At 73.8% G+C, this 21,430-nt stretch carries 21 protein-coding genes; 10 read left to right on the forward strand and 11 right to left on the reverse strand.

Going from position 1 to position 21,430, the window contains the following annotated elements; translation table 11 throughout:
• Positions 1-47 precede the first annotated feature (47 nt).
• Positions 48-338 carry a DUF3040 domain-containing protein gene (locus tag AB0J53_RS38735; RefSeq protein ID WP_364181689.1) on the reverse strand — a complete coding sequence of 97 codons (291 nt, stop codon included), beginning with the start codon at positions 336-338 and terminating at the stop codon, positions 48-50.
• A 136-nt stretch (positions 339-474) separates the two neighbouring features.
• Between AB0J53_RS38735 and AB0J53_RS38740 the strand changes: the two genes are divergently transcribed.
• The gene (locus AB0J53_RS38740; RefSeq protein WP_219502117.1) at positions 475-897 is read left to right on the forward strand and encodes a MarR family winged helix-turn-helix transcriptional regulator; all 423 of its coding nucleotides are present in this window, start codon (positions 475-477) and stop codon (positions 895-897) included.
• Between the two features lie 27 nt (positions 898-924).
• Here AB0J53_RS38740 and AB0J53_RS38745 read toward each other — a convergent pair whose 3' ends face one another.
• The 4 genes from AB0J53_RS38745 to AB0J53_RS38760 form a co-directional block, all read right to left on the reverse strand.
• A complete protein-coding gene (locus AB0J53_RS38745; protein ID WP_219502116.1) occupies positions 925-1,215 on the reverse strand; it encodes a hypothetical protein in 291 nt (96 codons plus the stop codon).
• Positions 1,212-1,670, reverse strand: a complete 459-nt coding sequence (locus AB0J53_RS38750) for a hypothetical protein (RefSeq protein ID WP_364181692.1) — start codon at positions 1,668-1,670, stop codon at positions 1,212-1,214. The genes AB0J53_RS38745 and AB0J53_RS38750 overlap by 4 nt, the downstream gene beginning before the upstream one ends.
• Positions 1,671-1,676: 6 nt before the next feature.
• On the reverse strand, positions 1,677-3,074 hold the full coding sequence (locus AB0J53_RS38755) for a hypothetical protein (RefSeq protein ID WP_364181695.1): 1,398 nt from the start codon (positions 3,072-3,074) through the stop codon (positions 1,677-1,679).
• A gap of 180 nt (positions 3,075-3,254) precedes the next feature.
• Entirely contained in the window at positions 3,255-3,842 is a 588-nt protein-coding gene (locus AB0J53_RS38760) for an ABATE domain-containing protein (protein ID WP_364181698.1), read from the reverse strand.
• Between the two features lie 88 nt (positions 3,843-3,930).
• Between AB0J53_RS38760 and AB0J53_RS38765 the strand changes: the two genes are divergently transcribed.
• Complete coding sequence (locus AB0J53_RS38765) at positions 3,931-4,698, forward strand: MBL fold metallo-hydrolase (RefSeq protein ID WP_364181701.1); 768 nt, start codon at positions 3,931-3,933, stop codon at positions 4,696-4,698.
• A gap of 53 nt (positions 4,699-4,751) precedes the next feature.
• On the opposite strand, the gene AB0J53_RS38770 is transcribed toward AB0J53_RS38765, so the two are convergent.
• Complete coding sequence (locus tag AB0J53_RS38770) at positions 4,752-6,089, reverse strand: Dyp-type peroxidase (protein ID WP_364181704.1); 1,338 nt, start codon at positions 6,087-6,089, stop codon at positions 4,752-4,754.
• A 127-nt stretch (positions 6,090-6,216) separates the two neighbouring features.
• Here AB0J53_RS38770 and AB0J53_RS38775 point away from each other — a divergent pair, with 127 nt between their 5' ends.
• Positions 6,217-7,185 (forward strand): MBL fold metallo-hydrolase, encoded by a 969-nt coding sequence (locus tag AB0J53_RS38775; RefSeq protein WP_364181707.1) that lies wholly within the window; start codon positions 6,217-6,219, stop codon positions 7,183-7,185.
• Positions 7,186-7,354: 169 nt separating this feature from the next.
• On the opposite strand, the gene AB0J53_RS38780 is transcribed toward AB0J53_RS38775, so the two are convergent.
• Entirely contained in the window at positions 7,355-8,329 is a 975-nt protein-coding gene (locus tag AB0J53_RS38780; protein WP_364181709.1) for a DUF5937 family protein, read from the reverse strand.
• 78 nt (positions 8,330-8,407) lie between these two features.
• On the opposite strand from AB0J53_RS38780, the gene AB0J53_RS38785 reads away from it, so the two are divergent.
• Both AB0J53_RS38785 and AB0J53_RS38790 read left to right on the forward strand, forming a co-directional pair.
• On the forward strand, positions 8,408-8,866 hold the full coding sequence (locus AB0J53_RS38785) for a cupin domain-containing protein (protein WP_364181711.1): 459 nt from the start codon (positions 8,408-8,410) through the stop codon (positions 8,864-8,866).
• A complete protein-coding gene (locus tag AB0J53_RS38790; protein WP_364181714.1) occupies positions 8,866-10,176 on the forward strand; it encodes an FAD-binding oxidoreductase in 1,311 nt (436 codons plus the stop codon). Before AB0J53_RS38785 ends, AB0J53_RS38790 begins: the two co-directional genes overlap by 1 nt.
• Here the strand turns inward: AB0J53_RS38790 and AB0J53_RS38795 are convergent.
• Entirely contained in the window at positions 10,158-10,985 is an 828-nt protein-coding gene (locus AB0J53_RS38795) for an MBL fold metallo-hydrolase (protein WP_364181875.1), read from the reverse strand. The genes AB0J53_RS38790 and AB0J53_RS38795 overlap by 19 nt on opposite strands.
• A gap of 170 nt (positions 10,986-11,155) precedes the next feature.
• Between AB0J53_RS38795 and AB0J53_RS38800 the strand changes: the two genes are divergently transcribed.
• Positions 11,156-12,583: a PLP-dependent aminotransferase family protein gene (locus tag AB0J53_RS38800; protein WP_364181717.1), complete on the forward strand. Its 1,428-nt coding sequence runs from the start codon at positions 11,156-11,158 to the stop codon at positions 12,581-12,583.
• Between the two features lie 5 nt (positions 12,584-12,588).
• Here the strand turns inward: AB0J53_RS38800 and AB0J53_RS38805 are convergent, their stop codons facing one another.
• Entirely contained in the window at positions 12,589-13,944 is a 1,356-nt protein-coding gene (locus tag AB0J53_RS38805) for an FAD-dependent oxidoreductase (RefSeq protein WP_364181720.1), read from the reverse strand.
• 95 nt (positions 13,945-14,039) lie between these two features.
• Between AB0J53_RS38805 and AB0J53_RS38810 the strand changes: the two genes are divergently transcribed.
• Entirely contained in the window at positions 14,040-14,459 is a 420-nt protein-coding gene (locus AB0J53_RS38810) for an NUDIX domain-containing protein (protein WP_364181723.1), read from the forward strand.
• Positions 14,460-14,475: 16 nt separating this feature from the next.
• On the opposite strand, the gene AB0J53_RS38815 is transcribed toward AB0J53_RS38810, so the two are convergent.
• Positions 14,476-17,208, reverse strand: coding sequence for a BTAD domain-containing putative transcriptional regulator (locus AB0J53_RS38815; protein WP_364181726.1), 2,733 nt, complete (start codon positions 17,206-17,208; stop codon positions 14,476-14,478).
• A gap of 121 nt (positions 17,209-17,329) precedes the next feature.
• On the opposite strand from AB0J53_RS38815, the gene AB0J53_RS38820 reads away from it, so the two are divergent.
• From AB0J53_RS38820 to AB0J53_RS38830, 3 genes are read left to right on the forward strand one after another with little or no spacing between them, the layout of a single operon-like run.
• Positions 17,330-17,782 carry a carboxymuconolactone decarboxylase family protein gene (locus AB0J53_RS38820; RefSeq protein WP_364181728.1) on the forward strand — a complete coding sequence of 151 codons (453 nt, stop codon included), beginning with the start codon at positions 17,330-17,332 and terminating at the stop codon, positions 17,780-17,782.
• Entirely contained in the window at positions 17,776-18,468 is a 693-nt protein-coding gene (locus tag AB0J53_RS38825) for an SDR family oxidoreductase (protein WP_364181730.1), read from the forward strand. The genes AB0J53_RS38820 and AB0J53_RS38825 overlap by 7 nt, the downstream gene beginning before the upstream one ends.
• A gap of 12 nt (positions 18,469-18,480) precedes the next feature.
• Positions 18,481-19,770, forward strand: coding sequence for an FAD-binding oxidoreductase (locus AB0J53_RS38830; RefSeq protein WP_364181733.1), 1,290 nt, complete (start codon positions 18,481-18,483; stop codon positions 19,768-19,770).
• 259 nt (positions 19,771-20,029) lie between these two features.
• Here AB0J53_RS38830 and AB0J53_RS38835 read toward each other — a convergent pair whose 3' ends face one another.
• Positions 20,030-21,295 carry a hypothetical protein gene (locus tag AB0J53_RS38835; protein WP_364181735.1) on the reverse strand — a complete coding sequence of 422 codons (1,266 nt, stop codon included), beginning with the start codon at positions 21,293-21,295 and terminating at the stop codon, positions 20,030-20,032.
• Positions 21,296-21,430: the final 135 nt, after the last annotated feature.

Genomic DNA, 21,430 nt, shown 5'->3' on the forward strand with positions numbered 1-21,430 from the left:
CGGCGGGGCATCGATGGCCGGATCCTGCCGGTGTCCCGTACGCGCGCTCAGGGCCCGTACGTGCCCGCGTCGTGGCGCTCGCGCAGCCACCAGAAGCCGGCGGCCATGCCGGAGAACACCAGCCCGCCGACGCCCGACCCGCCCACCAGGGAGAGCACGCCGAGCCCCAGGCTGAGCAGGAGCGGCAGCGTGAAGGCGGACGTGACCGGGTCGCCGGACGGGGCGTCGTCCTCGAGAAGCCGGGCGTCGGTCGAGAAGTCCCGCGCGAAAGCCGGATCGTCGGCCAGCAGCCGGCACTGGATCTCCCGCAGCGCTTCGCGATCTCGATCACTGAGCACGATACCTCCCCAGGACGCATTTGCATCGTAACACGATAGAAATCAGGTGAACATGGGCGGTCTTTCATCACGTTGACCTGGACTGACGCGTCGGCGCTGCGCCGCACGTCACCTCGTGACGCGATAGACTTGCCTGGTGTCCGACCATGAGAGCCCGCCCCTGACCAAGCAGGACTTCGAGGCGCTGGCCCGCTTCCGCTTCGGGATCCGCAGCTACCTGCGCTTCAGCGAGGAGACGGTGCGCGCCGACGGCCTCACCCCGCAGCAATACCAGCTGCTGCTGGCGCTGAAGGGCTTCCCCGGGCGGGAGTGGGCGACCGTGCGCGAGCTCGCCGACCGGCTCCAGCTCCGCCACCACAGCGTCGTCGAGCTGGTCAACCGGGCCCAGTCGCAGGGCCTGGTCAAGCGGGAGGCCCACCCCGACGACGGCCGCGCCGTGCGCGTCCTGGTGACGCCGGAGGGCGAGCAGGTGCTGACCCGCCTGAGCGCCCTGCACCGCGACGAGCTGCGCCGCATGCACACCGTGCTGACCCTGCCCGTCTGGACCAGCACCGGCTGACGGCCCCCGGCCCGCCGCCCGCCCGGGTCAGCGGCGGCGCCGGGCGGCCGCCGCGCGGATGGCCTCGGCGTACGGCTCGTCGGCCGCGCGCGTGGCGGGCGGCAGGTCGGCGTACGGGACGAGCGCCGGATGGCCGGGATCGCGCGTGCTCATCCACGCCGACCAGGCGTCGTGGACGTCCTCGGCGCTCACCGCCTCGCCCTTGGCCCGCAGCAGCACCGCGTACAGGACGAACAGGCCGGTGGCGTCGTCCGGCGGGGCGGCTCCGGCGGGCAGCAGGCTCCGGATGAGGCGCGCGTCCGCGTCCAGGTAGGTCATGCCAGGAGTCTGCCCGCCATCAGCAGCAGATGCAGCAGCACGAACACGCCGGGCACGATCCGCTCGGTGCTGCCGAGGTCGGCGTAGCGGCTCCGCAGCGGCCCGGTCCGGCTGGCCAGCAGCGCCTGCCACTCGCTGCCGAACGGCTGCACGGGCAGTTGCAGCTCGATCTCGTTGATGACGGCGAACTTGGCCCGGTTGAGATCGCGGTAGCTGCGCAACTGCACCCACCAGGTGCCCGACAGCACCACTCCGACCAGCGCGAACACCACCGGGACCGGCCACGGCCTGACGCCGGTGAACAGCGACAGCGCGGCGACCGACAGCAGCGTGCTCTGGACGGACAGGAAGAAGGCGTTGGCCAGGGTGCGCCGGGCCGAGACCCGGTCGGCCATCTCCACCGCGACCTTGTAGAGCTCGATCACGGGAGCCAGGTCGTTGCCGGGGGCGGACATCCTCGATCACCTCAGTCGTTGGAGCGCGTAGGCCAGCAGGTGGTGGGTGGCCGCCGGGCCGCCGATGGCGATCCGGCTGACCAGCAGGGTCCTGGCGCCGTCCCCGGAGTTGGGCGAGCCGGGGGCCATCCTCGCCCAGGCGTGCCTGATGTGGGTCGCCAGATAGCGGGTGTCGCTGCCGGTGTCGGCGAGGACGACGACGCGGTGGACGGGGTAGCGGTCGATGACGCGCTGGAGTTCGTAGCCGGTGCCGACGTTCTCCTTCTGGAAGCCCGACAGGTCGATGACGACGAGGTCGGCGAGCTCCAGCAGGGTGTCGACGGCGCGTTTCCAGTAGCTCCCGTGGCACAGGTAGGCGGACATGGGGTAGCTGCCCTTGCGGTCCCAGACGCGCACGCCCTTGCCGCCGGTGCCCCTGATGGTGCGGAACCCGCTGGGCAGCGGCTCGGTGGACCGCGCGCCGAGCGCCCGCAGCATGCGCCGGTCGGAGGTGATGAACAGGTTCTTGAGCGTCCCGGTGCGCCGCGCCCGGGCCAGCTCGGAGTAGCTCACGGAGGCGGCGCTGCGCAGCAGGTGCACGTGCCCGCAGCGGCGGAAGGCCCCTTTGACGAAGTCGCGCACCCGTAACTCGTTCTCGAACAGCCGGAAGTAGGCGATGTCCAGCGGGGGCCGGCCGAAGACGCTGCGCTCGGCGGTGACCTTGGGCAGGCCGAAGGTGATGCTCGGGGGCGGATCGTAGTAGGTGATCCTCAGTTCGGGGATGACCGGCGCCCGGTACTGGGCCGGGGTGGCGGTGGCGGGCGGCATCAGCGCGGCGAAGGCCGGGTCCTGGGAGAGCCTGCGCACCTGCCAGGCCAGCAGTTGCCGGCGCGTGACGTCGACGGCGACGACGACGAGCACGGCCAGCCCGACCCCGCCGGCCAGGCCGGCGACCCAGATCGCCTCCTCGGCGCGCGGGCCCATCCGCTCGGGCGTGAGCTGGGTGCCCAGCGCGACGATCACCAGCGGGAACACCACCCACGGCACGGCCAGCAGCGCGACGTTGCCCACCGTGGTGCGGCCGGGACGCGACTGGCGCAGGGCGGCGCCGTGCTGGGCCGTGGGCGGCAGCAGCAGCGCCTTGACCGGATCGCGCGCCTGCCGCCGCTGCGACAGCGCGATCTGCCAGCGGACCACGCTCGCGGCCAGCGCGACCGTGAACAGCGCGGAGATCACGCCGGTGCCGCCGGCCAGCCAGGGGAAGAGCTCGAAGTCGCGCGGGATCCGCACGACGACGGTCACGGCGGGGATCCGGCCGCTCATGTAGGAGGAGACCAGCCAGGCGATGCCGCCGGTGTAGAGGGCGCCGATCAGGTTGCCGCGTACGGCCTGCGCCTCCGCCGCCGGGTCGAGCCGATAGCGCATGCTCCGCCTCCGTCCGCGCCGCGTGCGGCCGCCCGAGACCCCCCGGCAATGGCAGCCATCCTGAATGGAACGCCACCGGCTCCGCCCCAGTCAACGCATATATGTGGCCCCGCCTGTCACACAGGTGGATATATCCCCCACCGGGGGAAACGGAGGACGCGGGAACCCCCGGCTGCGGGGTCAGCCGGCCTGCGAGCGGGCGCGGCGGGCGTAGGCGCGGGCGGCGCGGGCACGGTCGCCGCAGCGGACGGAGCACCAGTGGCGGCGGCCGCGGCTCAGCAGGAAGCGGTTGCAGGGCGCGGCCCCGCACGAGCTGAGGCGGCCGGCGTCCGGGCCGGTGAGGAGGTCGGCCGCGTCGGCCGCGAGAGCCGCGAGCGCGCGGTCGAGGATCTCGTTGACCGGGCACGGCGCCGCGCGGTACGGGCCGCGCCGGTCGTCCCAGTACAGCAGGGCCGCCGTGGGCGCCCCGCTCAGCGCGTCGTTGACGGCCGACAGCGCCGCGGGCAGGGCGGGCACCCCGGCCACGCGGGCGGCGAACAGCGACCTGACGTGCTCGCGCAGCGAGCGCAGCTGCGTCGCGCACATCTCCCGCACCCCGGCGTCGGCCGGAGCCAGGCCGCGCTCGGCCAGCCACCGGTTCGCCGCCTCCGGGGTGCCGAGAAGGTCGACGAACCGCCCTCCGGGCAGCGCGACGGCGCTGTTGGCGAAGTCGAGGGCGAGGTGGTCCGCCGCTCCCGGCGCGGGCGGCAGCAAAGGCTCGGCACTCATGGCTCTCATGGTACGGCTTGCGCTCATCCGTGAGACACCGCTACCGTCCTTCACGGATAAACGACTTCCCATCCGTGAGGAACTTGCGATGACCACTACCCATGTCCGCGTCCTCGGCGGCCCGACCGCCCTGTTCGAGTACGGCGGCCTGCGCTTCCTGACCGACCCGACCTTCGACGCCCCCCGCGACTACCCCGTGCCGCGCGGCCGGCTGACCAAGACGGCCCCCTCCGCCGCCGCCCCGGCCGACCTGGGCCGGATCGACGTGGTCCTGCTCTCCCACGACGAGCACCCCGACAACCTGGACGTCTCCGGCCGGGCGCTGCTCGCCGGCGTCCCCCTGACCCTCACCACGCCCGGAGGCGGCCAGCGCCTGGGCGGCGGGGCCAGGGGGCTGGCCGACTGGGAGGCGGTCGAGCTGGAGCGCCCCGGCGGCGGCACGGTCACGGTCACCGGCGTGCCCGCCGTCCACGGGCCCGGCGCCCGCGAGGACGTCGAGCCGTTCACCGGGCAGGTCGTCGGGTTCGTCCTGACCGGGGAGGGCCTGCCCACCGTCTACGTCAGCGGCGACAACGCCTCGCTCGAACTCGTCGAGCGGATCGCCGAGCGCTTCGGCCCGGTGGACACCGCCGTGCTCTTCGCCGGGGCTCCCCGCTTCGACGTCCTCTTCGGCGGCGCGCCGATCGTCCTCGACAGCGCCCAGGCCGCCGCGGCCGCCAGGATCCTCGGCGCCCGCCAGGTGGTCCCCGTCCACTACGACAGCTGGGCGCACTTCACCGAGGGCCGCGACGAGCTGGTGGCCGCCTTCACCGCCGCCGGGCTGCTCGACCGCCTGGACCTGGGCGAGCGGGGCTGACTTCGCGGACGGCTCCCGCACCGCGTCCGTCCTGACCGGGGGGCGGTCCGGGGTCAGCGGGCGGGGAACAGCGCGTCCGCGAGGGAACGGCCGGGCCGGACCGCCGGGGGGATGGCGAAGACGGCGCTGCCGGTGTGCTGGATGAAGGCGTTGAGCCGGTCGCCGGCGTCGGCCATCTTGCGCTGGGCGCGGACGAAGTCGCCAGGGTCCCGCAGGTAGGCGCAGAACAGGGTGCCGGTGTCGTAGCTGTTGTGCCCGGCCCCGGCGTGGTCGTGCAGCGGGTCGTCGTGGCTGTGGCCGGGTTTGTCGCCCCCGGGGTGCTCGTGGCCGGCGTCCGGCGCGGGCGGCGACTGGAAGGCGTAGTCGTAGTTGTACGAGCGCCGCAGCATGGGGATGCCGTGGACCAGGGCCACGTGGGAGTCGGCCGGGATGAGGGGTTGGCCGTCGGGCCCCTTCTTGCCGAAGTCCGCGGGGGTGAACTCGTGGCCGCCGCTGAGCGGGGCGCCGTTGTCGCGGCGGCGGCCGATGGACCGGTCCTGCTTGTCGGCGGTGGAGGTGTCCCAGGTGGGCAGGTCCATCCGGATCTTGCGGAAGACCAGGTAGGTGCCGCCGGTGAACCAGGACGGCTCGTCCGGCGCGGTGACCCGTACGGCGTCGTCGAAGGCGGCGGTGCCCGGCCTGGGGTTGGCGGTGCCGTCCTTGTGCCCGAACAGGTTGCGCGGGGTGGCGTCGCCGAACCGGCCGAGGAAGCCCTGCTGGCTCCAGCGCAGCCGGGCGAGGCCGGGGGCGCGGCCGCGCAGGGCGCGGAAGGCGTGGCTGATGCTCTGCGGGTCGTCGCCGCAGATCTGCACGAACAGCTCGCCGCCGCTCCAGGCGGGCTGGAGCTGGTCGGTGGAGAAGGCCGGCAGCCGGCGCAGGTGCCGGGGCCGCTCCTTCTTACGGCCGATCCTGCCGAACAGCTCGGGTCCGAGGCCGAACGTCACGGTCAGCCGGGAGGGCGGCAGGCCGTCGGCGATGCCGGTGTCGGCGGGCATGCCGGGGCGGCTGGACGGGAGCGGCCCGGCGGGGCGGCCCCGCATGAGCCGTTCGGCGGCGGCGCTCCAGTGCTCCATGAGGCGCTGGAAGTTGGCGGCGATCTGCTTGGTGGGCAGAGGCTTGCCCTTGGGGTCGGCGCTCTCGAGGTCGAAGGCGGCGAAGCAGGCGTAGAGCTGCTGGGGCGTGGCGATGCCGGGCTGCTGCGTCTCGTGACGCCGCTCCGGGGCCGCCTGCCTCGGCGGGGTGGCCGGCGCGTCGTCTCCCGTGAGGGCCAGTGCCCCGCTCGCGCCCGCGGTCGCCACGAGCGAGGTGACCAGGGTGCGCCGGGAGAAGGCAGGCGTGGACGAACTGGGCATGGGTGTCCTCCAAGGCGAAGGGGGTCATAACCTTCAGGTAGCCTGAAGCCTAGGCGGCGGCACCGTCGCCCCTCTCCCCGGCCCCGCCCATGACCGTCCGAAACTCCAGGAAACGGCCCACACCCACATGAACCAGGCAGAGCACCCCGACCGGCTGGAGCGGGGACACCCGTTCCGGCAGTGGAAGACGTGGCGGATCCCCGGCACCGAGCTGACCCTCACCGGCTACTCCCGGGCGAACGACAAGACGTTCTTCCACATCCCCGAACTGCGGTGCTGCCTCGACGCGGGCCTGTGCGAGGGGCGGCGGCCGGACACGGTCTTCCTCACCCACACCCACCACGACCACGCCAAGGACCTCGACCACCTGGCCGCCAACCCCTCCGGCGTGGACGTCTACCTGCCCGCCGAGGCGGTGCCGTACGCGGAGTCCTACATCCGCGCCTCCGCCGAGCTCAACCACGGGGCCGGGTTCGACCCCGCCCTGGCCGGGGGCCACCGCCTGCACGGCGTGGCCGGGGGCGACGAGTTCGGCTTCGGGCGCCGGGGACACCGGGTGCGCGTGGTGGAGTGCGAGCACAAGGTGCCCTGCGTCGGTTACGCCTTCTCGGAGCGGGTCAAGGCGCTGCGGCCGGAGTACGAGGAGCTGCGGCGGTCACTGGCGGAGCGGGGCAGGGGCGCCGAGTTCGGGCGCCTGATGGCGCGCGAACGCGAGAAGGGCGTCGAGGTCGACGCCCTGACCACCCGGCCGCTCTTCGCCTATCTGGGTGACACGCACGTGCGCGTCTTCGAGCGCAACCCCTGGCTGCTCGACTACCCGGTCGTCATCACCGAGTGCACCTTCCTGGAGGACGGCGAGCTGGAGCGCGCGGACCGGGTCGGGCACACGGTGTGGAGCCGGCTGCGCCCGATCGTCGAGGCGAACCCGCGTACGCTGTTCGTCCTGATCCACTTCAGCCTGCGCCACTCCGACCGGGAGGTGCTGGAGTTCTTCCGGCGGCAGCGGGAGCGGCCCGGCGCCTCGCGGCCGGACAACGTCCTGCTGTGGGTCCACCCGGACAGCCATCTGCCGGAGCAGCACCAGCACCGCCGCTGACCGTCAGCCGGGGCCGACACCCAGGGCCCGGCGGTGGGTGGCGGGGTCGGCCAGGACGTCGAGCATGGCGCGGGCGAGATCGCCGCGCGGCAGGCTCCAGCCGCGGACGCCGGTGGCGCACGCTCGTCCTCCTCAGCCCCGCCCGCCGCCGGTCCCGCCCCCGGCGTGCTCACCGAGGGCGGCGGGGGTGCGGCGAGGCGGCGGCCAGGAGGGCGCGGCCGGCGTCGGTGAGCTCGTGCGTGGCCGTACGGCCGGCCCGGCTGCTGTCGATCAGCCCGGCGTCGCGCAGGACCGTCAGGTGCTCGCTGGCCGTCGGGGCGGTCACGCCCACCAGCCCGGCCACCACGCCCGTCTGCAACGGGGTGACGAGCGCGGCCAGGATGCCCGCCCGGGTCGTCCCCAGCAGCCGGTCGAGGGATCGCGGCGTGGCCGGCGCCGCCCACAGGTAACGCCCGGACGCCGGGTAGTAGATCGCCGGGGCCCAGTGGGCGGAGGTGGCGCACTGCACCCGGTCCGTGATGAACAGCGACGGGACGAGGATGAGCCCGTCCGGGCAGTCGACGTCGACGTCGACTGCCGACGCGACGGTGACGGTGTCGCCCTCCAGCGCCGTCGAGTGGTGCAGGCGCGGAAGGACCTCGCGCAGCCCCTCGCGGTTGACCTGGAGGGCCCGGTCCAGCATCTCGGCCCGCAGCGCCTGCCGCATGGACGGCCATTCCGGCTCCACGGCCGCCTTCCAGAGGCGGCGCACCGCGCCGGCGGCCTCCGCCCTGACCCGGCCGGGGTCGCCGAGCAGCCGTCGGCCCAGTCCGGCCTCCCGCCCGATCGCGGCGTCGGCGAGCTCGGCGCGGACCTGGTCCAGCGGGGTGGCGAGGAGGGCGGCCACGCACTCCTCGAACGACGGCTCGCTGGACATCGGCGACGGGTCGAGGAAGTCGGGCCGGTACGCGCCGTCGGCCATGAAGATCGTGAGCGCGCCCAGGTCCAGCCCCGACAGGCGGTCGCGGCGACGGCGCAGCCACGGGTGGAACATCGGGTGACGCCGCGGCTCGGTCAGGAGCCGGGCGAGGCTGACCACCTCGTGGATCGGCGACATCGCCCACCGCACGCCCGCGGCCCCGGCGCCCAGTCGGTAGCGGATCATCTCCCCATTGTCGGCCACACCATTAGGCCAGGGCCGAAGTGAGCGCGAGCGGGCCGCGGAGTCACGAGACTCGGGGTCATGACGGAGACGAAGCCGACACCGGCGCGAACGATCCGGCTGGGCCCCGGCGGATCGGTCATCGAGGTCCTCGCCACCCCGGCGGAGACCGGCGGGACCGTGAGCCTCTACAGGTGGCGCATGTCGCCCTCCAGCCGGGGCCCTTCCCCGCACTTCCACACGACCTTCAGCGAGACCTTCGTCGTCGAAGAAGGCGAGGTCGGCTACTTCGACGGGCGGGCCTGGCGGACCCTGCGGGCCGGGGACACCGCGCACGCCGCGGCGGGCGCCGTGCACGCGATCCGGAAGGACCGCCCCGAGCCCGCCACCCTCCTCATGGCCCTCTCACCGGGCGTGCCCCGGGAGGAGTACTTCGCGCAGCTCGCCACCGTGACCGAGCGCGACCAGGGCAGGCTCCACGAAGCCCACGACAACCATTTCGCCGGCCTTGACCTTGACGAGAACCAGGAAGACAGCTGATGACGAGCAACGACCTGCGCGGCGCCCTCAAGGGGCGCGTGCTTTTGCCCGGTGACGACGGCTTCGACCAGGCTGCCGCCGCGTGGAACCTGACCGTCGGGCAGCCGGTGGCCGCCGTGGTGGAGGCCGCGGACGCCGGCGACGTGGCGGCGCTCGTCCGCTACGCGCGCCGGGCGGGCCTGACGGTGACCGCGCAGCCGAGCGGCCACGGCGCCTCGGGTGACGTGGAAGGCGTGATCCTGCTGCGTACCGGCCGGTTGAACGACGTGGAGGTGCGCGCGGAGGAGCGCGTGGCCCGGGTGGGCGCGGGCGCGAAGTGGGGGCAGGTGCTGGCGGCGGCCGGCCCGCTGGGGCTGGCCGGCCTGGCCGGCAGCGCGCCCGGGGTCAGCGTGACCGGCTACACCCTGGGCGGCGGGATCGGCTGGTTCAGCCGCGCGTACGGCTTCGCCTCCGACAGCGTGCGCGCCCTCGACGTCGTGGACGCCGACGGCGAGCCGGGCCGGGTGACCGCCGAGTCCGACCCCGACCTGTTCTGGGCGCTGCGCGGCGGTGGCGGGGACTTCGCGATGGTGACCGCCGTCGAGCTGGAGCTGTATCCCGTGCCGGTCCTGTACGGCGGGCGCGTGATCTGGCCGGAGCACCGGACCGGCGAGGTGTACGACGCGTTCCTGGAGATCACCGCCGAGGCGCCGCGCGAGCTCAGCGTCTGGATCAACCGGTTCCAGCCGCCCGGCGCGCCGCCGATGGTGACGCTGGACCTGGCCTACCTGGGTGAGGCGGCCCGGGCCGAGGACCTGCTGGCGCGCCTCGGCAAGATCGAGGGCGCGCTCTCCGACAGCCGGGGCGTCGTCCCCCTTGCCGAGCTGGGCGGCATCACCGCCGAGCCGACCGACCCGGCCCCGTCCATCGCCCGGGCGGAGCTGCTCACCGGCCTGGACGCGGACGCGGTGGAGCGCCTGCTGGCCAAGCCGGTCGAACCGCTCATCAACGTGCAGATCAGGCACCTGGGCGGGGCGCTCGCCGAGCCGGGCGGCGGCGCCGGTGCGAGCGGCGCGCTGACCGAGCCGTACCTGCTCGGGCTGCTGGGGCTCGGGCTGCCGCACGCGGCCGACGCGACGCGCGCCAAGCAGGCCGAGGTCGTGGCCGGCCTGGAGAGCCGCGTCAGCGGACGCAAGCCGTACACCATGCTCTCCCCCGGCGACACGGCGGCGCAGTCCTTCTCCGCCGGGACGCTCGCGCGGCTGCGGGAGATCAAGCGGGCCCGTGACCCGCACCACGTGTTCCGCGCGAACTACCCGGTGCTCGGGTAGTTCGGGCGGGCCAAGCGCTGGAGCTGGCCGGTGTGCACGTCGCTCACCCATTCCCAGCCGGGCTCGGCCGACGGCCCGATCCGGGGGTCACTCGGCTCATGGCCGTCCCGCAGGGCGTGCACGTACGCCCGGTCCAGGGTGATCCGGGCGCGGACCTGGCCCGCTCCGCCGGCGGAGCCGTGACCGGGGACGACGACGCCCGCGTCGCCCGCCACCTCCTCCAGCAGCCGCAGCGCCTCCAGGTAGTCCTCGACCGGGTCGGCGGCGTCCAGGTCGAGCATCGGGACCAGGACGTCGGAGAGCATGTCGCCGGCGACGAGAACCCCGCGTTCCTCGATCAGCAGCGCCGCGTGGCCCGGCGCGTGCGCCCGGTGCTCGACGATCCGGACCCGGGGACCGTCCCAGGGGACGTACGCGGTCCCGGCGGGCAGGCCGGTGATGTCGCCGAGCAGGTCGAGCGGCACCTGCCCGGCGACCTCCGTCCCGATCAGGTGGTCGGCGACGCGGGCCTTCGCGTCCGGGTCCGCGAGCTGGTCGCGGACGGCGGCCGCGCAGCGCGCCGTGCCGTGGCGGGGCGCCTGGCCGAGCCGGGGGTGCCAGAGCAGGTGATCCCAGTCGGGATGGGTGGAGAACCCCGCCACGACGGGCTGTCCCAGCTCGTGCAGGTCGTCCGCGAGGCAGCCGAGCTCGGCGCCGGTCACGCCGGGGTCGATGAGCAGCACCCCGGCCGCGCCCCGCACGACGACGGCGTTGGTCCGCACGAACATGCTCTGGTGGATCAGCACCCCCTCGGCGACCTGCGTCAGCATGGCCACGCCCGGCGGTCCGCGGTCGTCGTGCGGTGCCGGGGCGCCTGCCCGGGCTCGGTGCCGTTCATCCGCCGCCTCCTGCGATGGGTACTGAGATGCCGAAGAGAGCCGTGCCCCGCCAGGTCACACAGCCTGGCCGGACGGGGCGCCCGCCGGTAGGGTCCGATCCTATGGGGCGTTCGAGAACCGGTTCCGGCCTGGCCGAGGACCTGCTCATCGAGCTGGACCGCGACGCCGGGGTGCCGCTGCACCGGCAGATCGAGACGTCCATCCGCGCGGGCATCCGGGCCGGCCGGCTGCGGGCGGGCGCCTCGCTGCCGCCCTCCCGCACCCTGGCGGCCGGGCTCGGCGTTTCCCGTGGCGTGGTCGTGGAGGCCTACCAGCAGCTCGTCGCCGAGGGCTACCTCGCCAGCCGGTCGGGCGGCTACACGCAGGTCGCCGCGTCGATGCCGCCGGTGGCCGCCGGCGCGGGCCCCGCGACCCCGGCGGCGCACGGCCCCGGCTTCCGGGTCGACTTCGGGTACGGGCGCACCGACGTGTCGCAGTTCCCCCGGGCCGCCTGGCTGCGCTCGGTCCGCGCCGTGCTCACCGCCACGCCCAACGACAGGTTCGCCTACCTCGACGGTCGTGGCGTGCCGGAGCTGCACACGGCCCTGTGCGACTACCTCAACCGGGTGCGCGGCACCTCCGCCGCGCCGGGCCACGTGGTCGTCTGCGGCGGCTACGGGCAGGGCATCGCGCTGCTGATCCAGGTGCTCGTCCAGCACGGCGCCAGGCGGATCGCCCTGGAGGACCCCTCGTCCAACGACGACGCCCTGGTGCTGGCCCGCGCCGCCGGTCTGGAGGTGGTCGGCGTCCCGGTGGGCCCGGACGGCGTCGAGGTCGGCGCGCTCCACCGGGCCGACGCCGACGCGGTCGTGCTCACGCCGTCGCACCAGTGGCCCACCGGCGGAGTGCTGTCGGCCCCGGCGCGGGCGGAGGTGATCCGCTGGGCGAAGCGGCGCGGCGCGCTCGTGATCGAGGACGACTACGACGCCGAGTACCGTTACGACCGCTCGCCGGTCGGCGCCATGCAGGGCCTGGCGCCCGATCACGTCGTCTACTGCGGCACCGCCAGCAAGACGCTCGCGCCCGGGTTGCGGCTCGGCTGGCTGGTCGTGCCCGCCCGGCTGGTGGGCGACGTCGCCGCGGCGAAGGTGCTCGCCGACCGGGGGTCGCCGGTGATCGACCAGCTGACGTTCGCCGACTTCCTGGCGCGCGGGGAGTTCGACCGCCACCTGCGCCGGATGCGCCCGGTCTACCGCCGCCGCCGTGACGCGCTGCTGGACGCCCTGCGCACCCAGCTGCCCGAGCTGCGACCGGCCGGGATCGCCGCCGGGCAGCACGTGGTCGCCTGGCTTCCGCCCGGCCTCGACGAGGCGGAGGTGGTGGCCGCCGCCGCCCGGCGCGGGCTCGGCATCCACGGCGTCGGCCCGTACCGGATCACCGGCGCCGGGCCGGGGGGCCTGATCTTCGGCTACGCCATCCTCAGCGAGGCCGCCATCGCCGAGGGGGTCGCGCTGCTCGCGTCGGCCGTGCGCGAGGTACGGGGACGCTGACGCCGTCAGCATGCCGGGCGGATGTTCTGGTTCAGGTGGAACACGTTGGCCGGGTCGTAGGCGGTCTTGAGCTCGGTCAGCCGGGCCAGTTTCGCGGCCGGGTACGCCCGCCGCACGCCGCTCTGCCCCTCGGCCAGCTCGTCGGCCGTCAGCGAGTTGACGTACACCCCGCTCGCGTACGGTTCGAGCGACGCCCCGGCGGCGCGGGCGGCGCCCATCCTGGCGTCGTCCTCGGCCGGGTCGGTCCAGCGGGACCCGGCCCCGAACTCGAACATCGTGCCCCGGTGGCTGAACGCCGCGTCCGCCTCGGGGACGTCGGCGATCGCGCCGCCGTGCGCCTGCAGGCCGACACCCGGCAGGTACGGGTCCGCGCTCAGGTCGGCGCCGCCGCGCAGCAGGAACGCCTCGATCGCCGCGGTGGGGAATCGCCGCAGGTAGTGCGCCTTGGCGTAGCGGCGGTAGGCGTGGCCGCCGGTGGAGTCGTCGCGCCGCTGGAGTTCGAGGTAGGACGGGGTGGTGACGCGTGAGGCGACGGGACGCCCGAGCGCCCGCATCGCGGGGAGCAGCCGGCGGCCCTCGTCCGGGTCGCCGACCCACACGAACCCGGCCGTGGCGATCGGGCCCTCCGGGCCGCTGCCGACGCCGGCGGTGAACGTCGCCTGCCGGGGCGCGACGGCGTTCAGGTCACGCCAGCCCTCGAGGACCGGGACGGCGTCCTCGGCGCGGAAGTCGAACTCGGCGACCAGCGTCCGCGTGCCCGTGTGATGCAGCCGGAACTCGAACTCGGTGACGACGCCGAAGTTGCCGCCGCCGCCGCGCAGGCCCCAAAACAGGTCGGGATTCTCGGCACGGCTGGCGGTCACCACGTCCCCCTCGGCGGTGACCATCGTGTACGAGATGACGTTGTCGCAGGCCAGGCCGTACTGGCGGGCCAGCCAGCCCATGCCGCCGCCGAGCGTGAGCCCGCCGACGCCGGTGTGCGAGACGTTGCCGGCGGTGGTGGCCAGGCCGTACGCCTGGGACGCTCGGTCCAGCGCGCCGAGCAGCGCGCCGCCCTGCACCCGGGCCCGGCGGCGGGCCGGGTCGATCCGCACGCCGCCCATGGGCGTCAGGTCGATCATGAGTCCGCCGTCGGGGACGGCGAAGCCGGCGGCGTTGTGGCCGCCGCAGCGCACGCCGATCTCCAGGTCCAGCTCCCGCGCCAGCCGCACGGCGGCGACCACGTCGGCGACGCCCGCCGCGCGGACGATCATCCGGGGCCGCCGGTCGACCATGGCGTTCCAGACGGTGCGGGCGCTGTCGTAACCGGCGTCGCCGGGGGTGAGGAGCCGGCCGTCGAAGCGAGTCGCTGTCGTTGTCATGCCCTGAGCGTGACACCGATCGGTACCCTCGATAAGGGCCGATCGTGCAGCCGCCCGGAGGACCAATTCCGTCCCGTATCTGGAATGCTGGCGGCGTGGTGGATGACCGGGTGATGAACGTGGTGGCGGCGGCCGTCGTCGAGCGGGGGCGCTTGCTCGTCGTCAGCAAGAAGGCCGCGCCGGAGGTGTTCTACCTGCCGGGAGGCAAGCCCGAGGCGGGAGAGAGCCCGGAGGAGACCCTGGTCCGGGAGCTGGACGAGGAGCTCGGCGTCGCGCCGCGCGACCTGGACCTGCTCGGCCGGGTGGAGGACGTGGCCGCGCTCGAGGGCGTGCCGATGCGCATGACCGTGTTCACGGCCGCGCTGACCGGACGCCCGAGGCCCGCGGCCGAGCTGGCCGCGCTGGGGTGGACCGACGGGCGCGACGGCTACGCGCCCCGCCTGGCCCCGGCGGTCCGTGACCACGTGCTTCCCCTGCTCGTCCGGGCCGGGGCCCTCGCCCTGGACGGACCCTAGACCGGCCCCCGGTCCTTCAGGGGCTGGCCACCAGGCCGGCCAGACCGGCGCGGGCGCGAGACTGCTCCGCGAGGTCGCCCACCTCGACGGCCGCGTCGAGCGCGTCCCGGTAGAGACGCCGCGCCCGGCCGGCCTCGCCGAGCGCCAGTGCGGCCGTGGCCAGGCCGTTGAGGGCCTTGGCCTCGCCGCGCCGGTAGCCGAAACGGCGGTACAGCTCCAGGGCGTCGCCGTGGTGCGCACCCGACTCCGCCGGCCGGCCGAGCCGCAGGCAGGCGGTGCCGAGGTGGTGCAGGGCGTCGGCCTCGCCGCCCCGGCTGCCGATGGCGCGGAAGATCTCCAGCGCCTCGCGGTGCAGGGCGTCCGCCTCGGCGAAGCGGCCCTGCCGTTCCTGGGCGACGCCGAGGTAGTCCGTGGTCACCGCCTCGCCGAAGCGGTCGCCGAGCTCGCGGAACAGCTCCAGCCCCCGGCGCAGCGCGGCGAGCGCGCCCTCGTGGTCGCCGGTCGCGGCCCGTACGTCGCCCAGGCCGGTCAGCGCCCGCGCCTGGCCGCGGCGGTCGTCGGCGGCCCGGCAGGCGGTCAGGGCCCGGTCGAAGTGCTCCGCCGCGAGCCGGTGGTCGCCCTGCAGGTGGTGCACCCAGCCGAGGTCGGTCAGCGCCCGGCCCTCACCGGCGGGGTCCGCGAGCCGCCGGGCCGCCTCCAGCGCCTTGCCGTACAGGGTGCGGGCGTCGTCGTGCAGCGCGTGGTCGTACAGGTAGCGGTAGAGGGTCGTGGCCAGCGCGCCTGTGTGGGCCGGCCAGTCGGTGTCGCAGGCGTGCGCGGCGGTCCGTACGAGATTGCCGCGTTCGGCGTCGAGCCAGGCGAGCGCTTCGGCGGCGTCGCGGAAGCGCGCCGCCGGGCGGCCGGTCCTCGGCCGCCGGTGCGCACTGTCGGGATAGAGCAGGTCCATGGCGGCGGAGGCGGTGCACAGGTGGTGGTCGAGCAGCCGGGTCATGGCGGCGTGGCGTTCGGCGGGCGGCTCCTCGGCGGCGGTGTCGTGGGCGTACTGGCGCAGCAGGTCGTGGAAGCGGTAGCGGCCCGGCTCGTGCTGCTGGAGCATGTGCGTGTCGAGCAGCGACTCCAGCGTGTCCTCGGCGTCGGCGACGTCGAGCCCGGCCAGCGCGGCGGCGGCGGACGGGGTGACGTCGCGGCCGGGGTGGAGGCCGAGCAGGCGGAACAGGTGGCGCTCGGTGTCGTCGAGCTGCTGGTAGGACAGGGCGAACGCGGCCGCCACGCCGCGCTCGGCGGTGGCCAGCTCCGACAGCCTGCGCCGTTCGTCGCGCAGGCGCTGGGCCAGGTAGGCGACGCTCCAGCGGGGCCGGTGCCGCAGCCGCGCCCCGGCGATCCGTACGGCGAGCGGCAGGAACCCGCACAGCAGCAGGACCTCGGCCACCGCGTCGGGCTCCCGTACGGCGCGTTCGCCCACGATCCGGGTGAACAGGTCGGTGGCGTCGGCGGCGGGCAGCACCTCCATGGGCAGGGACCGGACGCCGTCGAGATCGGTCAGCCGGCGCCGGCTGGTGATGAGGACGAGGCTGCCGGAGGGGCCGGGGAGCAGCGGGCGTACGTGCGCGGAGTCGGCGGCGTTGTCCAGGACGACGAGGACGCGGCGGCCGGCCAGCTCGGCCCGCCACAGCGCGGCGCGCTCCTCCAGGTGGGCGGGGACGGCCTCGGCGCGGACGCCGAGCTGGCGCAGCAGGGCCTCCAGCGCCTCGGACGTGCTCACCTGCTGCCTGCCCGCCGTGTGCGCGTGGAGGTCGACGAAGAGCCGGCCGTCGGGGTAGTGGTCGGCCAGCTGGTGGGCGGCGCGCACGGCGAGGGCGGTCTTGCCGATGCCGGCCATGCCGTCGATCGCGGTGATCGACGGCAGGGGGCCGTCCCCGGCGATCAGCTGGGTCAGCTCGGCGGTGCGGCCGGCGAAGTCGGCGACGTCGTAGGGCAGGTACGTCGCGCTCTTCCCCTTCGGGCTCTCGTCGGCCCGTACGTCAGGGCCCTGGAGCACGGTCTCTTCCACGGACAGGAACGCGGGCCCCGGGTCGAGGCCCTGCTCATGGGCCAGCCGGGACCGGTAGGCGCGTCCGGCGGCCAGCGCGTCGGCCTGCCGTCCGGCGCGGTGCAGGGCCAGCATGAGCTGCCCGGTCAGCCGCTCGCGCAGCGGGTGGGCGGCCAGCTCCGCGCCGAGCCGGTCGATCAGGTCCTCGTGGCGTCCCTCGGCGAGCTCCAGGTCGGCCAGCCGTTCCACGGCGGTCAGCCGCCGGTCCTCCAGCCGCGCGCGGGCGTCCGGCGCGTACTCCGCCTGCACGTCGGCGAGCGCGGGCCCGCGCCAGAGCTCCAGCGCCGAACGCAGCCGCCCGGCGGCGTGCCGCGGATCGTCCTCGGCCGTGGCCGTGAGCGTGGTGAAGTCCTCCAGGTCGAGCTGGCCGGGCCGGGTGGTGAGCACGTATCCGGCCACGCTCGTCCGGAGCTGGTCGGCCACGCCCGCCGCGCGCAGGACGCGCCGGATCGCCGCGAGCGCGGCGTGCACCTGGGCGCGCGCGGTGTCCGGCGGCACCGGCCCCCACACCGCGTCGATCAGCCGTTCCACGCTCTGGGCGCGTCCCGCGTGAAGCAGCAGGTGGCCGAGGAAGGCACGGTGCCGGGGGGCGAGGGCGGGCAGCGGCCGGTCGCCTGCCGAGACCTCCACGGGACCCAGGATCAGGAAACGCGCAGACACCCCAGGATCGTACAAGTCACGGCATATCGGCGTTCCATAGCTCGCGCATAGCCGGCGCATCAAAGCCCCTGCCGAGACTCGTCAGCGGAAAGCGGCAACCAACTCTGCTGAGGAGTCACTCATGGAAGCACGGATGAAGAACCCCGCCCTGGTGCTGCCGGGCGCGATGCAGGCGCTGCTCGCGCTCGGCAAGGCGGCCGACGAGGCCGGGCTGCCGAAGGTCACGGTCGACCTGGTGCTGCTGCGGGCCAGCCAGATCAACGGGTGCAGCGTGTGCGTGGACATGCACGCCAAGGACCTGCGCAAGCAGGGCGAGAGCGACGAGCGGCTGTTCGCCGTGGCCGCCTGGCGCGAGACCCCGTACTTCACCGACGCCGAGCGCGCCGCGCTCGCCCTGACCGAGGAGGCCACCCGGCTGCCCGACGGCGGCCTGGTCAGCGACGCGGTGTGGGACGAGGCCGCGGACCACTACTCCGAGCAGGAGCTGGCCGGACTGCTGCTGCAGATCGCCACCGTCAACCTGTGGAACCGCCTCAACGCCGCCACCCGTCAGGTCGCGGGCGCGGCATGGTGAGCGTCGCCCTCGTCACCGGGGCCACCCGGGGCATCGGCCTGGCGACCGCCCGGCTGCTGACCGAACGCGGCGTCACCGCGATCGTCGGCGCGCGCGACGAGGCCGCCGCCGAGCGGCTCGGCCTGCCGTACGTGCGCCTGGACGTCACGGACCCGGCCGGCGTCCGCGCCGCCGCCGAGCGGATCGAGCGGGAGTACGGCGGGCTCGACATCCTCGTCAACAACGCCGGGATCGTCCTGCCCGACGGGCCGCCGAGCCAGGCCACCGCCGAGCAGGCCCGGCTCATCTACGAGACGAACGTGTTCGGCGTCATCGAGGTCACGAACGCGATGCTGCCGATGCTGCGCCGCTCCCCCGCCGGGCGCGTGGTCAACGTCTCCAGCGAACGCGGCTCGATCACCCGCGCCCTGGACCGGGGGCACCCGCTGTGGCCGATGCTCAACGTGACCTACTGCTCGGCCAAGGCCGCGCTCAACATGATCACCGTGTCCTACGCCAAGGAACTGCTGGACACCTCCGTCAAGGTCAACGCGGTCGACCCGGGCTGGGTGAAGACCGACATCAACCACGGCGCCGGGATCAAGACGCCCGAGGAGGGCGCCGCGCCGATCGTGGCCATGGCGCTGCTCGGCCCGGACGGCCCCACCGCCGCCTTCGTCCAGGACGAGGGCCCCATCCCCTTCTGAAGGAGTACATGCATGCGTGACATCGTGCGAGGCCAGGTGTTCCTGCCTGGCGACGACGGGTTCGACCGGGCCGCCGCGCCCTGGGCGATCGGGGTGCGCCAGCCGGTGGTCGCGGTCGCCGAGGTGGCCGACGCCGCCGACGTGGTGGCGCTCGTCCGCTACGCCCGCCAGGCCGGGCTGACCGTCACCGCCCAGCCGTCCGGTCACGGCGCCTCCGGTGACGTCGACGGGACGATCCTGGTGCGCACCGCCCGCCTGGACGAGATCACCGTCGACCCGGCCGGGCGGGTGGTCCGGGCCGGGGCGGGCGCGCGGTGGGGGCAGGTGCTGGCCGCCACCGGCAAGCACGGCCTCACCGGGCTGGCGGGCAGCAGCCCGGTGGTCTCCGTCGCCGGGTTCGTCGCCGGCGGGGGCGTGTCGTGGTTCGGCCGCGCGTACGGCTGGGCCGCAGACTCCGTGCGCGCGTTCGAGATCGTCGACGCCGCGGGCGAACAGGTGCGGGTCACGGCGGGCTCCGACGCCGACCTGTTCTGGGCGCTGCGCGGCGGTGGCGGCGACTACGGCATCATCACCGCCGTCGAACTGGACCTGTACGAGGTGCCCGGCCTGTACGGCGGGCGCGTCGTGTGGCCTGCTGAGCGCACCGGCGAGGTGTTCGAGGCGTTCCGGGCCATCACGGCCGACGCGCCGCGCGAGCTGTCGCTGTGGCTCAACCGGACGGCCCCGCCGCCCCCCGCCCCGGCGACGGTCGGCATCGACGTGACCTTCCTCGGCGGGGCGGCCGAGGCGGAGGACCTGCTGGCCCCGCTGGCGGCGATCGGCGGCAGCCTGTCGGACAGCCGCGGCCCGATGGACGTCGCCGACCTGGGCGCCATCGCCGCCGAGCCGGTCGACCCCAGCCCGATGCTGGCCCGCACCGAACTGCTGACCGCGCTGCCCGTCGACGTCCTCGCGGACGCCGACCTCGCGCCGCTGCTGAACCTGCAGATCCGGCACCTGGGAGGCGCCCTGGCCGAGGCGCGCCCGGACGGCGGCCCCGGCGGCGCGCTCGGCGAGCCGTACCTGCTCTACCTGCTCGGGCTCCGGCTGCCGCACCTGGCCGAGGCCGTGCAGGCCAAGCAGGCCGCGCTGGTGGCCCAGCTGGGCGAGGCGGTCAGCGGGCGCAAGCCGTACACCTTCCTCGCCCCCGGCGAGAGCGCCACCCAGGCCTTCCCCGCCGAGGTGCGGGCACGCCTGGAGCGGATCAAGCGCGAGCGCGACCCGGGCGGCGTCATCCGCGCCAACTTCCCGATCACGAGCTGAGCCCGTCATCGACCGGCCGTCCCCCTAAAAGCGGAAAGGGCCACGTCCCGTGTTGGGATGTGGCCCTTGACCTTGGTGGGCGATACTGGGATCGAACCAGTGACCTCCTCGGTGTGAAGTCGATCATGTGACTAGGTGTTCTGGCCGCGCAATCCCTCATGCACGTGCACTGCCGTGCATGATCGAACACTGCGGTTCTTGGGCGAGGTTGGTCAGTCGATCCTGTTCAGGCCAGTTCAGGCCAGATCGCTTGGCGTGGCTACCCAATCACGCGTGTCACGGTCAAGCCCAATAGCAGCTTGCCGCCCTCCCCTAGTACCAGCTGCACGATCTCCCCCTCGGGCAATGCTCGAAGCTCTTCCACTGGGGTGAGACACATTGGTCGCTGGAAGATGTACTGCTCCTCGATATCGAACTCGATCGCGTAGCTGCCGAGGTCGACTGCCAACGGGCGCGTTCGGATGATGGCGCTGCCGAGGGTGGACTGGGCCATGATCACCCGAGCTGCAGATGCTTCGATCGAAATGCTGTACCAGTCTGATGAATAGACCTGCCCCAGCAGGAGGTCCGCAACGGAAGCGATCCGGTGCATCTGTTCCTCGGTTAGGCCGTCAAGCGGCGGGAACGTGACTCGCATCAGGGTGTATTGCTGGAAGATGAGCAGTGCCTTGGTGAACTCCATCAGGTCGGCGGCACGCCGGGGCATCGAGGAAACCCCGTCCGGTACCGCTACTCGATGCCCGAGTTCACCCGCGCCCTGTACTGCCAGCACCGTCGCATTGCCCGGCAGAAGATCGCGGAGAAACCGCAGCGACGAACGCACCTGCCCCGGTGTCTTCCCGGTCAGGTCATTGAGTACGAAGCGGAGGCCATAGCGCCCACTGATTGCGTTGGCCGTCACCACCATCGTGAAGGCACCAGCGGGATCCTGCGCCGTGAGGCTGTAGCCTCCCTCGACCTGATCGGCAGACCGGGCCGGATCAACCAGGGGGACGCGATGGAGGACCTCGCCGTTGTGGTCCAAGAGTCGGACTTCGAGATCGGGAAGCAAGGTGTCGACGCTGGGGACGAAGTAGATCAGTCCTGGTCCATTGTCAGCGAGGCCAGTGGGATCGTTCAGGACCGTCACCATTCCGGGGATGTGCTGCAGCCTGGTCCCGTACTTCCAGAACTCACGAACCGCTGCGGCCTCGGGCGATCCCGGCTCGGGTGTCAAGTGGAAGTGTGTCCGGATCGGCCGCAGGTGGGCCATGCCTTCTGTACGATAGAAGGCCCGTATGATTACGCAGCGGGCGGCATCAATACTGTGGTATTTGGCATAGGCAAGTCCAGGCGGCTGGAAAAGGGCTGCGGGCACGTCGTCGAAATCCGGCGCCGGCTCGATCGTGATGGTGTATCGATAGAAGGGATCCGTCTTGGCCAGAAGGCTTTCGATCCCCATCACCTTGGCCACCAACTCGGCTAATGCCGCGGCGGCAAGTGCTCCTCCCGGGGCGATCTCGGGCGGCGACGAGACGATGCGCATCGCCTGCAAGATGAGATCGGCCAGGCGCTCTCTACCGTTCCCGATGAAGTAATCGATGGCGGCCGGGTGACGGCTCGCCAGCAGTTCGAGGCGTCTCAGCCCTTCCCATGCTGTGGGGAAGGCATCGTTGGCGGT

The organism is Nonomuraea sp. NPDC049725 (assembly GCF_040674795.1).
Classification (GTDB): domain Bacteria; phylum Actinomycetota; class Actinomycetes; order Streptosporangiales; family Streptosporangiaceae; genus Nonomuraea; species Nonomuraea ceibae.

Bases quoted from the DNA above. Each gene is read 5' to 3' on its own strand.
- AB0J53_RS38745 (WP_219502116.1), bottom strand. From the start codon at position 1,215: ATGACCTACCTGGACGCGGACGCGCGCCTCATCCGGAGCCTGCTGCCC.
- AB0J53_RS38750 (WP_364181692.1), bottom strand. From the start codon at position 1,670: ATGTCCGCCCCCGGCAACGACCTGGCTCCCGTGATCGAGCTCTACAAG.
- AB0J53_RS38755 (WP_364181695.1), bottom strand. From the start codon at position 3,074: ATGCGCTATCGGCTCGACCCGGCGGCGGAGGCGCAGGCCGTACGCGGC.
- AB0J53_RS38760 (WP_364181698.1), bottom strand. From the start codon at position 3,842: ATGAGTGCCGAGCCTTTGCTGCCGCCCGCGCCGGGAGCGGCGGACCAC.
- AB0J53_RS38765 (WP_364181701.1), top strand. From the start codon at position 3,931: ATGACCACTACCCATGTCCGCGTCCTCGGCGGCCCGACCGCCCTGTTC.
- AB0J53_RS38770 (WP_364181704.1), bottom strand. From the start codon at position 6,089: ATGCCCAGTTCGTCCACGCCTGCCTTCTCCCGGCGCACCCTGGTCACC.
- AB0J53_RS38775 (WP_364181707.1), top strand. From the start codon at position 6,217: ATGAACCAGGCAGAGCACCCCGACCGGCTGGAGCGGGGACACCCGTTC.
- AB0J53_RS38780 (WP_364181709.1), bottom strand. From the start codon at position 8,329: ATGATCCGCTACCGACTGGGCGCCGGGGCCGCGGGCGTGCGGTGGGCG.
- AB0J53_RS38785 (WP_364181711.1), top strand. From the start codon at position 8,408: ATGACGGAGACGAAGCCGACACCGGCGCGAACGATCCGGCTGGGCCCC.
- AB0J53_RS38790 (WP_364181714.1), top strand. From the start codon at position 8,866: ATGACGAGCAACGACCTGCGCGGCGCCCTCAAGGGGCGCGTGCTTTTG.
- AB0J53_RS38795 (WP_364181875.1), bottom strand. From the start codon at position 10,985: ATGCTGACGCAGGTCGCCGAGGGGGTGCTGATCCACCAGAGCATGTTC.
- AB0J53_RS38800 (WP_364181717.1), top strand. From the start codon at position 11,156: ATGGGGCGTTCGAGAACCGGTTCCGGCCTGGCCGAGGACCTGCTCATC.
- AB0J53_RS38805 (WP_364181720.1), bottom strand. From the start codon at position 13,944: ATGACAACGACAGCGACTCGCTTCGACGGCCGGCTCCTCACCCCCGGC.
- AB0J53_RS38820 (WP_364181728.1), top strand. From the start codon at position 17,330: ATGGAAGCACGGATGAAGAACCCCGCCCTGGTGCTGCCGGGCGCGATG.
- AB0J53_RS38825 (WP_364181730.1), top strand. From the start codon at position 17,776: ATGGTGAGCGTCGCCCTCGTCACCGGGGCCACCCGGGGCATCGGCCTG.
- AB0J53_RS38830 (WP_364181733.1), top strand. From the start codon at position 18,481: ATGCGTGACATCGTGCGAGGCCAGGTGTTCCTGCCTGGCGACGACGGG.
- AB0J53_RS38835 (WP_364181735.1), bottom strand. From the start codon at position 21,295: ATGCGCATCGTCTCGTCGCCGCCCGAGATCGCCCCGGGAGGAGCACTT.